The sequence below is a fragment of the Flagellimonas ulvae genome, assembly GCF_049333175.1.
Taxonomy (GTDB): domain Bacteria; phylum Bacteroidota; class Bacteroidia; order Flavobacteriales; family Flavobacteriaceae; genus Flagellimonas.
Map to the genome: position 1 here is coordinate 1,737,462 of NZ_CP186325.1, position 15,841 is coordinate 1,753,302.

Consider the following 15,841-nt stretch of genomic DNA (forward strand, 5'->3'; position numbering starts at 1 on the left):
GATTTGAAACTTCTTAGTATAAAAATGTTGAAAAACAAGTCAGAAAAAATTGAGAGGATACTATTTGTTTCCATGACTTTTCCCGAAGCACCCAACCTTCTGTTTTCTAAAAAACTTTACCGGAGCTTTTCTTCTATTTTATGTGAATTTGGAAATTAAAAGGGATATGAATTGCAATAATTCAACTTTAGCTTTGTTAAATTGACGATTCTATAATTTTTGGAAACATCATCTTTAACCAACAAACTGAATTAACAAAACTAACTTCAAAAAAGACTAGGCTACTATGATGAAAATGTTTTTAAAAAAAGAACTTGTTTTTTTCTGTATGCTTTTTTGTGGAATGAACTCTTTGTTATATTCCCAACAAGTTACAGGAACCATAACCGACCCTGGAGGCATACCACTTTCAGGAGCTACAATTATCGAGAAAGGAACCACTAATGGAGTCCAAGCTGACTTTGATGGAAATTATGCAATCACCACTACTACCGATAATTGTGTATTGGTGTTCTCCTATATCGGGTTTTCCAGTCAAGAGGAAATTGTAAATGGTAGGAGCACTATCAACATTACCCTACAGGAAGATGTTTCAAAACTCGACGAAGTCGTTGTAATAGGCTATGGTACACAACGACGACAAAACGTATCCGCTGCCATTAGTACAGTATCTTCTGAAGCTATAGAAGGTAGACCCGTAGCGGATTTCACAAATGCCATTCAGGGCCAGGTAGCGGGATTACAGATTACCAACAGCTCTGGGCGACCTGGAGCGGGTACACAGGTACAGATTAGGGGTACAGGCTCGATTACAGGCAATAGCAATCCTTTATATGTTATTGATGGATCGATAATCAGTACAACGGGCGGAGGCTCTGGAGATCCTTTGGCAACTATTAATCCTTCCGATATTGAATCCATTAACGTGCTAAAAGATGCTTCGGCAGCGGCCATATATGGTGCCAGAGCTGCCAATGGAGTAATTATCATCACCACTAAACGTGGTTCATCCGGCAAAGCCAAAATTTCCTTGAACACGTTTGCAGGATTTCAACAGGCAACCAACACGTTAGACTTATTGAATGCCCAACAATACCAACAAGTATACAATCAGGTAGCCGATAACGCAGAACAAAATCGGATTCCTAACCTTGATGGGACTACGTTCAATACAAGCACCGATTGGCAAGATGCCGTTCTACAAACGGCAAGTATCCAAAATTATGAAATCAATGCAACGGGTGGAGGTGAAAATACAAGGTATTTTACATCTTTAGGGCATTACAGCGAAGACGGTATCATAATAGGAACGGGACTTAAGCGTACTACATTGCGATTGAACACCGATACTAAATTGGGAAAGTTTAAAATTGGAAATTCCATGACCTACTCTCGTTCAGAGTTCGATAGGGAATACTCTGCGAATGGAAGAAATGTTCTGGCATGGTCCCTTTTGAACGCTCCAACGGTCGATATTTTTAATCCAAATACTATAGGAGGTTTTGGAGGCCCAACGGACGATGATGGCGGGCGCCAAATCTTAAATCCTGTCGCTGCCCAAAACTTGGTTGAAAATGAAGGTACAATCAATCGTTTTCTTGGCAATGTATACGCAGAAATTGAAATTGCCAAAGGCTTGAGTTTTAGAACACGTCTTTCCGCCGATATCATCAATTTTCATAATCGCTTTTTTGCACCCTACTATCAACAGGTACCTGATGGTATACCAGGCGATATAATCGGACTATCCGATGGTGCGGAAGTGGATGAGACCCGTGGCGAGAGCATTTCTATTCTGCTGGAAAATGTCCTTACCTACAAAACTTCCCTAGGAAAAAGTAATTTTGATTTTCTACTGGGATATAATGTACAGGATGATGAGGAATCACAAATACAGGCCAGAAATGTAGGTGGTTTTATAAGCCCAGCTTTCCCCGTATTGAGCGCATCCACGGAAGCAACAGCCCCGGCAACCGGTCGTAGGATAGAACAACGTACCTTATCATACATTGGTAGGGTTGTATATGATTACGATAATACAATCTTAAGTACTTTTAACTTTAGGAGGGACGGGTCTTCCATATTTACCGAAGACAATTATTGGGATAATTTCTTTTCTGGGTCTTTAGGATTGGTCATAAGCAATCTGGGATCCTTGAAAAATAGTACTGTTCTGGATAATCTAAAGGTAAGGGCCAGTTATGGTTTTCTTGGAAATGATAGGATCAATGCCAATGCGGCCAATTCCGTACTCAATTCTGGAATACGATATATAATCGGTGGAAACCAAGAAGAATTGATAGGTGTTGCGCCCACAGGAAGATTTGCCAATCCAAACTTGCAATGGGAAAAGCAAAAGCAGTTGAACATTGGTCTTGATCTGGGATTGTTCAACAAGTTTTCTTTCACGGCCGACTATTTTGTAAAGACATCCGAAGACTTATTATTGCAGTTTCCGCTACCTTCTGTAACAGGTTTCACCAACGTTTTTATCAATGCCGGTGAAGTCGAGAACAAAGGTTTGGAACTATCCGCAAACTTCAATGATAAAAAAGGAGATTTTACCTATGGTATAGGGTTCAACGTAACATTCTTGAGTAACGAGGTCACACAATTGGCGAACGGTGTCGAGTTCATTAATCAAAATAGTAGTGGATTGTTCGGAAACATTCCCAGGACACGTGTACAGGTAGGGGAATCGTTGTTCAACTTTTTCGGCTATCAAGCTGATGGTATCTATCAAACACAAGAAGAAATTGATGCCGGGCCTACTCCACTTGCCAATACACAACCGGGTGACATCAGGTTTGCCGATATTAGTGGACCAGATGGTGTTCCCGATGGAGAAATTACAGAGGATGACCGTACCATCATTGGGGATGCCACTCAAGATGTTCAGTATGGCATTACGTTAAACTTAAGATACAAAGGTTTTGACCTGTCGGCACAATTTCAAGGAGTAGCCGGTAACGATATTTTTAGCGACACCAAGTTCTACACAGAGGGCTATTTTCTAAATGGCAACCTATCAACCAGGGTTTTGGATGCCTGGACGCCTGAAAATCCCAGTACTACACAGCCTAGGGCCATACCCAATGGATTATCCAACAACAATATCGCTTCATCATATTTTGTCGAGGATGGCTCCTATTTCAGGTTGAAGAATCTTCAAATAGGCTATAGTTTTCCGCAACAACTGCTAGACCAATTGGGTGGATTGTCCAATGCAAGATTCTATTTGGCAGGGCAGAACGTTTTCACCATAACGGACTACAGCGGTTTCGACCCCGAACAGGCACTGAATGGATTCGATCCTGTTTCTTACCCTCAATCGCGACGATTTACTTTAGGTGTACAACTAGGTTTTTAATACAACACAATGATGAAAAATATAAACAATATGAAAACTTCGACATCTTTTTCACTAATGCTGCTGCTCGTCTTTGCGATAGGTTGTAGTGATTCGTTTCTAGACGAAGCAGATGTCTTTAGGGAACTTGATTCCAGTACATTTTACCAGACCGATGCCGATGCCGTCAGTGCGGTAAATTCGGTATACGCTCCATTGAACGACCAAGGTCTTTTTAAGAGGTTCTACATGTATATTGCTCATTTTACCGGGGAGACCGCCCTTACCAACGGCACCCGATCCAACGAGCAGGTGTATGTCAACTTTAATTTTAATCCAGCTTCCGGTGATTTGATTCCAAGAGCTTGGGAAGATTGTTACAAGGGCATCAATAGGGCAAACCAGGTCATAGACAGGGTGCCCGAAATCGATTCCCCCAATGAAGAACTGCTTGACCGTGTAATTGCCGAGGCGAAGTTTCTAAGGGCCTTTTATTATTTTGAATTGGTGAAACTATATGGTAATGTACCGATTTACAATCAGGTTTTTAATGGAGATCTTTCGGATGAAGACCAATTATTCCCTTCACAATCCCCACCTTCGGCCGTATATGAAGTTATAGAAGCCGATTTACTAGATGCCATTCCCGATCTGCCCGAAAGTTACGATAACAACAATACGGGAAGAGCTACTTCTGGAGCTGCGAAATCATTATTAGGAAAAGCTTATCTCTATAATGGCGAATATCAAAAATCAAGGGATATATTGAACGAGGTCATTACTTCCGGGTTGTATGCGTTGGAACCTGATTTCATTAATATTTTCCCAAAATCCAATGAAAACAATGGGGAATCAATTTTTGAGGTACAGTTTCAATCTGGTTTTGGTGCAGCATTCGACCAGCCCAACCGAGGTGGCCCAAATGAAGCCAGTTGGATGAACAACTGGTTCAGTCCCGCCCGAATTGGGTTTAGAAATGCCGTCCCAGGAAGACAGACCATTGAATTCTTTGAACAATTTCCCGAGGAAAACGCGATTAGACGCACTGGAACCTATGCCCAACCAGGAGATGTTTGGGGCACGTGGAACCCGATAGCCGATGATCCTGTAGCGGCCAACCAATGGAGAGATAGAACTTTGGTTTTTCCAGACCCCACATTACCTTTCCTGGGAATACGGAAATATGCGGGTGGCCCAGACGATCCAGACAGTTTTAATCAGAATGCGAATAATTATAGGGCCATTCGGCTGGCAGATGTACTGTTGATGTTTGCTGAAGCGGAAAACGAGGTCAATGGCCCATCAGCATTGGCCTACGGTGCGGTAAACCAAGTACGCGAACGTGCTGGTGTAGACCCTTTTCCCGAAGGACTCAGTGCAGATGCCTTTTTTGACCGGTTAAGAACGGAACGCAGGCTTGAACTCACATTCGAATACTCGCTGTTTTTTGATTTGGTTCGGTGGGCCAACAGCGGAAAAATACAAAGCAGTGAACTCCCTGCCATTATGCCCGGTTTTACAGTAGGCAAAAATGAATTGTTACCTATTCCGGAAGCGGAATTGATTGATAATCCAAACCTTGATCAGAATGACGGGTACTAAATGATATAAGTTTTATAGTGAAGTTAGTTTCAAGGGCTGTTCTCGATGAGAGCAGCTTTTTTTGTTTTCAACCGATTAATTGGGTAATCAGTTCGATTTCGAAAAAATCCTCTCGACCTCACCTTTTTCAGTAGCATAGTGTATCTCTACAGAATCATTGGTCAGTAGTACATGCGTGGTTTCCAAAAAATTCCCGGGAATTTCCATAGCGAACAGATAATAGGTTTTTTCTAGAGTCTCTCCAGCATCAATAAACTCAAAGGATAGATTCCCGAAATAGGAATGATTTTTCGTAATCAGCTCCTTGAAACCCAATCCCAATCCACAAGTTGCAAACTCAATGGCCCTACCCGCTACTTTGCCATTTACGGATTGATGCCAAACGTTCAGCCAAGGATATTCATTTATTTTCCAGATATAACCTACCAGTAGCTTTTTATTTGGGTTACTCGCGGTGGCCCAGCCCATGCCATTGGATTCAGAAAAAATATGGGATGTCAAATAGGTCTTGTTCCTACTACCCGATGTTCTTAAATCAATTTTTCCGTCGGGCAAAATTCCTTCGGGCCAATCAAACGAATCTGATTCCAAGTTATCGTAAGAAGCTCTGGGATAGGCTCCTTTTTGGTAAAATCCTTTTCCAGCATTGGTATCGATTCGCAAACTTTCAGAAACAAATTCGCCGCCAAATGTAGGGTGTTGCAAAAAATTATATACCCTGGATATGGGCAAATTGTTGGTGACGGATTCGTGTACCTTTAGCAATGCTTCATTTTGATACAATACTATTGCCCTCTCCAGACTAAGGCCCTCTTTTTTGGATGTAAAACCCGTTACGTAAATCGTATTACCCTCACCATCCGTAGCGACTTGATTTTTCCAGATTCGTGCCGTTGGTTCCCCGTATAGCCGAATCCCTGAATTTTGCTCACCTGAAGTTGGCATTCCCCAAGTTCCAAGACTTATAAAATGTCCGCGAAACGCAAAACCATCTTTATTTATTTTTGGCTGCTTTTCTAAGGGGAGCGACCAATCAAATGGATTTATGGGATTGTCCCCAAGTCTCAAGGAAGTAATCCCGCCCCCTCTTAATGTTTGGACAAGCTCGATGTGTCGGTTCTTTAAAACTATGGAATCGGAACCATTCGTCTTTTGGCCCTTAGTGGAAACCAACACAAAAAATACCAGAAATACAGGGAAATTGATGTGATGCATATTTTTATTTGGTAATTGGCATAGGAGCGTTGGTTTCGTACAGCCATTTAACGATACTGTCCTTCATTTGGGAGGCAATATCTGGGAACTTCTTGCTCAGATTTTCCTTTTCCCCCAAATCATTTTTCAAATCATAGAGTTCCGTGGTTCCATCTTCCAACGATAAAATAAGTTTCATATCACCCTTCCGCAAGGCTGCCTTGGGTCTTCCTCCTTGATTGCTAAAATGTGGATAATGAAAATATAACGATTCCCTGGTCAATTTCACATCAGACTCAAAAGCTTTGAGCTTACTTTCACCGTCAATAATCTGTGCTACTTCCCCGTTTCCACGTACAAGTTCCATTACCGTCGGAAAAACATCGATTGTCGAGAGTACGGATGAATTTACAAAGCCACCTTCAAAATGACCTTTCCAATAGGCAATCATCGGAACGCGCAAACCGCCTTCGTACATGGTTCCCTTACCCGACCGCAACGGGTCGTTAACGGTAGGTTTGCCTCCTGCTTCGCCAATTGCAAGCCCACCATTATCAGAGACAAATAGAATCAACGTATTTTCCATCAACCCATTTTCTTCAAGGCTTTTCACAATTTGTCCTACCGATGCATCCATTTGTTCAATCATGGCTCCGTATACGGGATTAAAGTCGTTCGGCTTTGGGTTTTCCTTCATTTTATACTTTGCCACCAATGTTGAATCTCCCTGAAGTGGCAAGTGAACGGCAAAATGGGCCACAGTCATAAAGAAGGTGGTATCCCTGTTGCGTTCAATGAATTTTATGGAGTTTTGAGTGATTTCATTGGTCAAGTACGGTAATTCATAGGCTTGGGTGTCATCACCAATTTTATACCATTTGTATGTTTTGTCTATTGGTAAAAGTTCGTAATCGAATCCTTCCGTAATATCAAATCCCTGAAATTTTGGGTCGGACTTTCCAAAAGTGGTGTTCTCGCCCAAATGCCATTTTCCCATCAACGCTGTCTTATATCCATCTTTTTTAAGCTCTTCTGCAATGGTAATTTCATCCAACGGAAGATGATTGACATAATCGGCAGGATAGACGGGTGAACTTTTAAGCGTTTTTGTGCCGTATATGTAATTGGTCAATCCCACTCTTGCGGGATAACGTCCCGTTAGCAAACTTGCCCTTGTAGGCGAACAAACATGGCTTCCCGCATAGGCATTGTCAAAACGTATCCCCTTCATTGCCAATTTATCCAAATTAGGGCTCTCGAAATAGGTGTTCCCATAAATACCGAGGTCAGACCATCCCAAGTCATCTGCTACTATGAGTACTATATTCGGATTTTTGATTTCCCCAGCATCTTTTCTTTGTTCTTTGCCTGTTTCCATACAAGCCAATAAGAAACAAGGCAGGATGAATATTACTACGATTCTTTTCTTCATAAAACTCAGATTACAAAGTGAAATATCTTCAAAAACTGACCTTAATACCTTATGTTTTCCAAATTGAAAGAGAAAGACAGTTGAAAAGCATGACTTTGAGACAAGTTTAAATCCAAGAAAGGATATGTTAGGTATGGGAGAAAATACAATTTCCTACAAGGAGAAATTGACCGGGATTGATGAATATGAGCGGGAGCCCGTTCCTAAAAAATCGGTCAAGGGACTCAAAAGCTTTATAGGCATGGTCGCCGGTGAACACATTGCCGGTACCGAATTCATTATTGGGCCTCTGTTCGTATTGCACGGGGTCGCCATGGCCGATATTTTTTTAGGACTCTTTATCGGTAATTTGTTGGCAACGCTAAGTTGGGCATTGATCTGTGCCCCAGCTGCCGTCAAGACCAGGCTCACCATTTTTTATCAATTAGAGAAGATTAGTGGTGTGGGGTTGGTATCCATTTATAATGTGGTGAACGGTCTATTGTTCTGTGTTACGGCTTCTGCCATGATAGGGGTCTCGGCTTCTGCCGTTGGACTGTTGCTCAATGTTCCGGGACCGGGGCTTACCGATTTGTACCCCACCAGTTTTTTATGGATTTTGATCATTGCATTTATTGGGCTGGTCATTACCATTGTAGCAACATTTGGTTTTGATAGGGTATCCAGATTTGCCAATATATTTGCCCCATGGATGCCGTTGATATTTTTGGCAGCAGGTATCGCCATGCTTCCCTCTTTAGGGATAAATTCCTTGGATAGTTTTTGGGAAATTGGAAAAGAAAAAATTTGGACAGGCGTTCCCGCCGAGGGACAGACCAAATATACATTTTGGCACGTACTCATTTTTGCATGGCTCTGCAATAGTTCCATGCACATAGGTCTTGCGGATATGTCCATTTACAGGTATGCAAAAAAGTCATATTACGGATTGGCTTCAGCATTCGGAATGTTCATAGGGCATTTTATGGCCTGGATTGCATCTGGGATTCTTTGTGCTGTGGCCTTGCAAACTGGAAATTCAAATCCCACTCCGGGCGAAATAGCATTTATGGGCGCTGGCCTTTCTGGAGCAATCTGCGTAGTTGTGGCTGGTTGGACAACGGCGAACCCTACAATTTACAGAGCGGGACTCGCAATACAGGCATTATTGCCAAGATTCAAGCGCTGGAAAATCACAATGATTGTTGGAATCACTGCAACAATCTTGGCTTGTTCCCCTGTCATCATAAGCAAACTAGATCAGTTTTTGGGACTATATGCCCTCTTGGCCTCACCAGTGGGCGCTGTAGTTATTCTTGATATTTTTCTATTTCCCAAAATGGGTCTACAGTCCAACTTGGCCTCTCTTAAAAACATAAAAGTGAATTTTTCCGTACTTGGTGCATGGATAATAGCAATTGCTGCAAGCTATTTTATATACATATACACGAATGTCCATTTTTACTTCTTTGTTGCGGTACCTGGTTGGATAATAGGAGGCATTTGCTACCTGCTCTTTGCATTCATACAGCAAAACTATCTAATAAAAACAGAAACAGTTGAATTTACCTCTACGACTAAATGAATTAAGGATGAAAATACTAAAATCAATATCCTATGTAGGTCTTATTTTGACACTAGTCCCTTCATTTTTAGTATTCCTTCAAGTGTTGGAATTAGAACTCTATAAGAATTTAATGCTTTTGGGCACCCTCATTTGGTGTACAACCGCACCTTTTTGGATCAACAAAAAAGTGAAGGAGAATTAAAAACGTTTTATGGACTATCCCAATGGTGAGACTTTGAAATGGATACCAAATCAATAAACGCCATATATTTTTTAGTGTGGAAAAATCGTAAAATGCAATGAAAGTTTTTAATCCTTTTAGAGATGGAAAGCGAACGAGTATAGTTGGTCTTTTAAGCATCCTGTTTATGGCAATCATAACGGTGTCATTCTCCCAAGGTATGTCTTTTAAAACACATGATTCAAATAGTGGTTCAACAAAAGCATCAGAAACAGTCAAAAGAGATTTCAATAGACCGAACATACTTTTGATTTTGGCCAAGGCAATCTATCTTATCCAATAAGAGCCGTAAGGGATAGTAGTTATCTTTTTGTTCATAACCTTTTTCCCGAAAGATGGCCCGCGGGCGACCCAATAAAGAATAATGTATTGGAGGGTTTTGGTGATATTGATGACAGTCCTTCAAAACTCGTAATGTTGGAAAAAAGGGATGTGAACACAATCTATCGGAATTTCTTCCAGTTATCAACATCCAAAAGACCAGAATTTGAATTGTACCATATACCAACTGACCCATATCAGACCCATAATTTGGCAGGACAGCAGAAATACAAAGGAGTAGTTGAAATGTATCTGAAGAAATTAACAGAGTGGCGGAATGTAACCCAAGATGTAAAAATTTCAGAAAAAAATACTCCATTTGATTTCTATCCCTATTTCGGGAAAGATAACAAGGCAATCGAAAATTAGTCCGTTCTCAAACAAATCTATCGTCCTCAGCTTCAAAAAACTAAGATATTGGTGAAGTGAGCGAGCGAAAACTTCATTTTTTCTTAGCTGAATTAAGTGGTACAGTTCCTACGCCTTCAAAAGTCATCTTAATGGGTTTGATGGTACCATCCGTGTTAAATTCCATTTTATCGATACAGACCACCCTATGATTTCGATGCTCATTTGGTATTGGCCTGCGATGGTATATCATATACCAATCGTCAGTGTTGGGTATGTTCAATATTGAATGGTGTCCCGCACCGGTGGCAATTTGTGGATCGGACTGCAAGACAGTATCCAAACGCTCAAAAGGGCCTAAGGGAGAGTCTGCAATTGCATAGGCAACGCTATAATTATCCTTGCCCCAGCTACCTTCGGACCACATAAAATAATACTTGTCATTTTTAACGAACATGAACGGGCCTTCCACATAGTCTTTGGGTGTAATTTCTTTGAAATATTGTCCATTTTCAAAAGCTATAAAACCTGTAAAATCGGTATTCAACTTCGCAATATTGCAATGATTCCATCCTCCATAAATCATATAGTAAGTTCCGTCTATGTCCTTGAAGACAAATTGATCAATAGGTTGAGCCTTATTGTGTACTTTTCCTATTAAGGGTTTACCCAAAAGGTCTTTATAAGGACCCCTGGGATTTTTAGCCACAGCAACACCGATTCCACCAACTTCGGTACTATCGTGTTTTTTGGGGTTCCACCATTTACTCTCTGGAGTCTGTATGTCATTGGCGCTGAAAAACACAAAATATTTTCCATCTTTCTCGATGGCCGAGGGGGCCCAAAGCGAATCGTCAATCCAATCTACATTTTTGGAAGAGATTATCGCTTCGTGCTTCTTCCAGCTTACCAAGTCATTTGATGAAAAAGCGTCCAATGCGATTCTGTCACTGGAAATTCCCGAAGAAGTGGGAAAAAGCCAATACGTATTGCCTAAAATGACCATTTCGGGGTCTGCATACCAATCTTCTAGTATCGGGTTGCCAGTTTTTGCTGCTTGTTGTGCATTGATATCGGCATAAATGAGCAATAAAATAATCAGTAAAAAGCCTTTGTACAGTGTCATTATTGAACGTGTCATCAAGTTTAAATTATGTTCTTCAAAATTTCGGAATCTTGAAAATGGATTACTACCGCAAATAAAAGATTACACCTACATAATTGCTTCTGATTTACAAATCCATCGTTTTACCTCGACCCATTTTATAATTTTCGTTAATGATTAGTTAAAAATCCAACAACCCCATAACAATGAAAACAAAAACTACTTTTTTAATTTTTTTTCTTTTAGTATGTGCTCTTCAAGCACAGATACAGGTCTCGCAAGGCCCCATGATTTCCAACAATCCAAATATTATAGGATGTAACAACAACACTACGCTGATTGAAGAACCTTGGAACAGCCAGAATAGACTGGCTTCCTTGATTGAGTCAAGAGTGACCAACCTGCGTTTTCCCGGCGGTACGGTTTCTGAAAATTGGGATTATAGAAACGATACTTTTTTCCCTCCCAAAGGAACCCCAGGCAGTGAAGATGGTTGGATAGACCCCACGCAGATGATAGGTTTCGTAAAATCGATTGTTGAAAACGGAACAGGAAGAACCAACTCCGTCGAAAACTTTTCCAAAGCACAGAAAGCAAACAATTTTCAGCCTGTATACGTAATGAATATGACCACTCCAGGTCTGGATTATTATTCAGAAAAATTCGGTGTTCCAGAGGACAGTGAAACTTTTCAACCCTTGCAACCAGATTGGTGGAGAGCCTTTGAGGATAGGCTGCAACGCAATCTGGAGATGCTGAGACGTGCGGAAGCAAGTGGAATGCCCGTTCAATTTATAGAACTTTCCAATGAAGTCTATTTTGGTGCCGGAAAGTATCAATTCTTGAATTTTCAAGGATTCAGGGAGGACAACGCAGGATTCGGTTATCCCGAAGCATGCCATTATTTTATCACTGAGATAAAAAAGGAATTCCCAAATGCCAAATTCGCTGCCGTAGCCTACTTTGACACCGAAGGTTCAGAAGGCAGGCGCAAGGATTTTTGGAACGGTTACGTCATCCCTAGATTGGACAGCAACCTGGTCGATGCGTTGACCATGCACGCCTACATTGAGTCAAATCCCAATCAAACAGCAACAAATCAGACTGAATTGAATACGATGCTGAATTCTTTTCGTACGGTATTCGACCAAGCTAAAATCAATACTGATTTTGCCAATGTAGTAACTGCCGATAATTGGGACGTTTGGTGGACAGAGTACATGCCCAACTTTTTTAATATCGGCCCCGGTGTCAATCAAGATAGATTTAGTTGGGAAAATGCCTTGGTCGTCAATTATAATATTGCCAGTTATCTGGAACTACCTTCATCCGAACTTTTGCAAATGCACGAATTTAGTGGAATGACCACCAACGATGGAGGCATAAATGCTGTTGGCCGAGCCATTTCATTGGCCAGTTTAGCCACTGCTGGAATGAATCAACGTCAAGAATTATCCTTTTCAGGGATTTCCAATCTTGCCGGTACGAACGTTCCTGAACTATTTGGCTTTTCATTCTCGAACAACAACAATAAGAACTTTTGGATTACCAATGCGAGCGATGAGGTCAAAACATTGGATATTTCCAATTTGGGCTTTTCAGGAAAGGTCGTCCATCAATCTGCCGGTACTTTGGGCAGCAACAACGATCCGATGGAAACCGTTATTTTACCCGATAGCACTATTGAGCTTCCTCCCAATTCCATTACCACCTTATTGACTACAAACCTGCCGGACATCCAAGTGGTTGCCGGAGTCGATTTAACACTTGAAAATGGAGGGGAATTTGATTTTGGAACCTTACGATTGGGGAGCAATGGTGTTGAAAATGATTTTGAAATCACAAATTTAGGTGGTGGCAACCTCGATATTTCGAACATTACCATTAATGGGACAAACGCAAACGATTTTCAGATTACGGCACAGCCCGGTACATCCTTGGCCAATCGGGAAAATTCCATTTTATCCATACAGTTTGAACCTACCGGCGATGGTACACGAACAGCGACTGTGAACATTTCCAGCAACGATTCGGATGAATCTACATTTAGTTTTACCATAAAGGGAACTACCACAAGGGCCTTTGCTTTTAATCGATTGGATGTTACGGTAATAGCGGATGGATTCAAGGACATTCCATATAATGGTGACGATGCCGGAAAACAGAATACTGGTCTGCGATTAACCTCATTCGGAAAAGTCAAAGATGCAAATGGGAACGGTCTTTACACGATTTGGAGGATACGCAACTCATCCGAAGAGAATAAACAGGTAGTTCTAAAATCAGTGGATAATAGTTTCGAATATCCATTTACCATCAAAAAAAACAAAGACGCCTTTGTCCGAAGCACGTACTTCACAGGCAGTGCAACCCATAAATTATTTTTTGAAGGTAATAATCTGGACACAAAAGCATCGAGCCAAACCAGTTATATGGACGGGAGAACCGTTTTTGTCGCCAAGAACGGTAATGTAGGTGGAGCAAATCCGTCAGGTAGGGTACGTTCGTCCAATGGCGTCTTTACGATGGATGCTTCTGGTTCTGGGATTAGTGGAACCTCGGACCAATTTAGATATATCTATGAAAAACTGGAAGGTGATTTTGAATTTACCACAAAACTGTCAACGGCAGCACAAACAGGAATTTTTGGAATCATGGTGCGCGAATCAAATGTTGTGGACAGTAAAAACCTGTTTCTGGGACTATCGGATGCAGCAGCACTGATACTCCAACAAAGAGCACTTCGGGGAAACGATACGGAACAGATTTCAACAGTAAGTGCATCCACCCCAATATGGCTTAGAGTCGACCGTTCGGGAAATAGGTTTACTGCTTCGTATTCGTTGGATGGAGCTACTTTTCAAATATTGGACAGTACCATTGTAATATTTCCTTTTGAAGTATCCTTGGGACTTGCGGGTTCCAGCACAGCGAACGGCCAGCTTTCTACTGCAGTTTTTGAAGAGGCCATTATTGTTCCAGACACTGGGCAGCCTGAACCGGATATCGCCATTTACGATGCGGACACAAAGGCGTTGTTAACGAGCGGTTCATTGGATTTTGGTCTTATTGATTTGAATGCATCCAGTACCAAGACCATAAATGTTACAAATGTGGGTACAGCTTCCTTACAACTCAGCAATATTGAGGTGGGCGGACCCGATGCACAACTTTTTACCTTTCAAAACCAATCTGGTAGCACATTGGAGCCAGGGGTGTCTGCAGTATTGGAAATGACGTTCACTGCTTCACAATCCAGTTCAAGAAGGGCCACCCTGATTATTGAAAGTAATGACCCGGAAGAAGCAACGATTACATTGTCGCTTACTGGGCAAGGGCCAGGAAACCTCTTGAGTAATGGGGATTTTGAAGACCCATCAAAAGTGCCTTGGACCAATGCGGGAACAGTTGTGGATGACGCTACCGAGTCTAGGTCGGGAAGTAAAGCCCTTCGCCTCTTTTTGCCGCCGGATACACCTGAAGGTTCCCGTTTTTTCGGTGCGGTACAAACCGTGCCTGTACAACCATTGGGACAATATTCCGTACAAGGTTATTTTAAAGGGGAACGGACTTCCGAAACCGGTGCTTTTCGAATCTTCGTAAGGTTTTTGGATGCCGGCAATAACGAAATTGGACAGACTACCTCTAATTTCTTTGCCAACTCCCCCAGCTATAAATTGATGACAGCCAGCTTTACCACACCCGAAGGCTGTACACAGGTAGAGGTAACCCCTCAGATTTTAGCGGCAACGGGAACCGCATGGTTCGATGATATTGAGATGGCGGATAATACAAATACCGCGCCAACAAGTATTTTACGCAACGGTGATTTCAACAGCGGTCAAAAAAGCCCATGGACAAATGGCGGTACGGTAGAGACCGATGTTGTGAATGCGGAGGGCGCCGAAAGTCCAATTATGCGACTTTTCCGTTCTTCAAAGGGTTTTAGCGGGTCTAGACAATTGGTAAAAATCAACGAAGGAAGCTCTTACAACTTATCAGGCAAGGTAAAAAGGTCGCTTACCGAAGGATTTTCCCGTTTTTTCATCCAGTTTCTTGATGAAAACGGAAGTTATATTCAAGATGGTAATGGAAAAAACATTACAAGAGCCACTCAATTTGGCAGATTTGGTGGTGTAGACCTCACCTATAAATTCATTGGTTTGAACAACATAGTACCCCCAGTTGGTACTACTAATATGGAAATCAACCTGCAACTCTTCAATGGAACCGGCTCTGTGTGGTGGGAGGAAATTAGGTTGGAAGAAATACTCCCTGTCAGCGGCAGTACGGCACTAAGAGCTTCAATACCTATAGAATCCATCAATTCTGAAGGAGTATTTGTATTATATCCAAATCCAGCATCAGAATATGTAATGGTTTCTTTTTCTGAATCGCAAAAGAGTTCTGGACTTACAAAAGAAAGTATTGAAATACGGATTTACGATATGACGGGAAGGATGGTTGAAAGTCATTCATACGGACCAAATCAATTTGCAGAAGATAAAATAACCGTTCCCCTGGAGACCCTTGGGGAAGGACTCTACATCTTCAAAATTGGTTTTGCCAACGGTGATACGGAAGAAAGACTTCTCAGAGTAAATTAAGCTTTATTGATTGGGACGGAAACCCATTAATACAAATTGGTTTAATGGGTTTCTTTAAACTTTAAAATAGTAATATCCAACAAATAATATCGTCCA

10 protein-coding genes are annotated in these 15,841 nt (G+C 41.5%); 7 read left to right on the forward strand and 3 right to left on the reverse strand.

The features are described from left to right. Window positions 1-286: 286 nt before the first annotated feature. Together ACOKFD_RS07970 and ACOKFD_RS07975 are read left to right on the forward strand one after the other, a co-directional pair. Entirely contained in the window at window positions 287-3,370 is a 3,084-nt protein-coding gene (locus ACOKFD_RS07970; RefSeq protein ID WP_422860758.1) for a SusC/RagA family TonB-linked outer membrane protein, read from the forward strand. A 30-nt stretch (window positions 3,371-3,400) separates the two neighbouring features. Continuing rightward, window positions 3,401-4,951, forward strand: a complete 1,551-nt coding sequence (locus ACOKFD_RS07975; RefSeq protein ID WP_422860759.1) for a RagB/SusD family nutrient uptake outer membrane protein — start codon at window positions 3,401-3,403, stop codon at window positions 4,949-4,951. Window positions 4,952-5,038: 87 nt separating this feature from the next. Here the strand turns inward: ACOKFD_RS07975 and ACOKFD_RS07980 are convergent, their stop codons facing one another. Together ACOKFD_RS07980 and ACOKFD_RS07985 are read right to left on the reverse strand one after the other, a co-directional pair. After that, the gene (locus ACOKFD_RS07980) at window positions 5,039-6,166 is read right to left on the reverse strand and encodes a hypothetical protein (protein WP_422860760.1); all 1,128 of its coding nucleotides are present in this window, start codon (window positions 6,164-6,166) and stop codon (window positions 5,039-5,041) included. Window positions 6,167-6,170: 4 nt separating this feature from the next. Further along, the gene (locus ACOKFD_RS07985) at window positions 6,171-7,577 is read right to left on the reverse strand and encodes a sulfatase (protein WP_422860761.1); all 1,407 of its coding nucleotides are present in this window, start codon (window positions 7,575-7,577) and stop codon (window positions 6,171-6,173) included. Window positions 7,578-7,710: 133 nt separating this feature from the next. On the opposite strand from ACOKFD_RS07985, the gene ACOKFD_RS07990 reads away from it, so the two are divergent. From ACOKFD_RS07990 to ACOKFD_RS08005, 4 genes are all read left to right on the forward strand, one after another. After that, window positions 7,711-9,141, forward strand: a complete 1,431-nt coding sequence (locus tag ACOKFD_RS07990) for a purine-cytosine permease family protein (RefSeq protein ID WP_422860762.1) — start codon at window positions 7,711-7,713, stop codon at window positions 9,139-9,141. 7 nt (window positions 9,142-9,148) lie between these two features. Next, window positions 9,149-9,325 (forward strand): hypothetical protein, encoded by a 177-nt coding sequence (locus ACOKFD_RS07995; RefSeq protein ID WP_422860763.1) that lies wholly within the window; start codon window positions 9,149-9,151, stop codon window positions 9,323-9,325. A 97-nt stretch (window positions 9,326-9,422) separates the two neighbouring features. Next, a complete protein-coding gene (locus ACOKFD_RS08000) occupies window positions 9,423-9,647 on the forward strand; it encodes a hypothetical protein (protein WP_422860764.1) in 225 nt (74 codons plus the stop codon). A 131-nt stretch (window positions 9,648-9,778) separates the two neighbouring features. Next, window positions 9,779-10,054, forward strand: coding sequence for a hypothetical protein (locus tag ACOKFD_RS08005; protein WP_422860765.1), 276 nt, complete (start codon window positions 9,779-9,781; stop codon window positions 10,052-10,054). A gap of 73 nt (window positions 10,055-10,127) precedes the next feature. Here the strand turns inward: ACOKFD_RS08005 and ACOKFD_RS08010 are convergent, their stop codons facing one another. Beyond that, window positions 10,128-11,174 (reverse strand): glycoside hydrolase family 43 protein, encoded by a 1,047-nt coding sequence (locus ACOKFD_RS08010; RefSeq protein ID WP_422860766.1) that lies wholly within the window; start codon window positions 11,172-11,174, stop codon window positions 10,128-10,130. Window positions 11,175-11,344: 170 nt separating this feature from the next. Here ACOKFD_RS08010 and ACOKFD_RS08015 point away from each other — a divergent pair, with 170 nt between their 5' ends. Then, window positions 11,345-15,745, forward strand: a complete 4,401-nt coding sequence (locus ACOKFD_RS08015) for a choice-of-anchor D domain-containing protein (RefSeq protein ID WP_422860767.1) — start codon at window positions 11,345-11,347, stop codon at window positions 15,743-15,745. The last annotated feature ends 96 nt before the right edge of the window (window positions 15,746-15,841 follow it).

Coding starts and splice junctions, on each gene's coding strand:
- ACOKFD_RS07985 (WP_422860761.1), bottom strand. CDS start 7,577: ATGAAGAAAAGAATCGTAGTAATATTCATCCTGCCTTGTTTCTTATTG.
- ACOKFD_RS07970 (WP_422860758.1), top strand. CDS start 287: ATGATGAAAATGTTTTTAAAAAAAGAACTTGTTTTTTTCTGTATGCTT.
- ACOKFD_RS07995 (WP_422860763.1), top strand. CDS start 9,149: ATGAAAATACTAAAATCAATATCCTATGTAGGTCTTATTTTGACACTA.
- ACOKFD_RS07990 (WP_422860762.1), top strand. CDS start 7,711: ATGGGAGAAAATACAATTTCCTACAAGGAGAAATTGACCGGGATTGAT.
- ACOKFD_RS08005 (WP_422860765.1), top strand. CDS start 9,779: ATGTTGGAAAAAAGGGATGTGAACACAATCTATCGGAATTTCTTCCAG.
- ACOKFD_RS07980 (WP_422860760.1), bottom strand. CDS start 6,166: ATGCATCACATCAATTTCCCTGTATTTCTGGTATTTTTTGTGTTGGTT.
- ACOKFD_RS08000 (WP_422860764.1), top strand. CDS start 9,423: ATGAAAGTTTTTAATCCTTTTAGAGATGGAAAGCGAACGAGTATAGTT.
- ACOKFD_RS08010 (WP_422860766.1), bottom strand. CDS start 11,174: ATGACACGTTCAATAATGACACTGTACAAAGGCTTTTTACTGATTATT.
- ACOKFD_RS08015 (WP_422860767.1), top strand. CDS start 11,345: ATGAAAACAAAAACTACTTTTTTAATTTTTTTTCTTTTAGTATGTGCT.
- ACOKFD_RS07975 (WP_422860759.1), top strand. CDS start 3,401: ATGAAAACTTCGACATCTTTTTCACTAATGCTGCTGCTCGTCTTTGCG.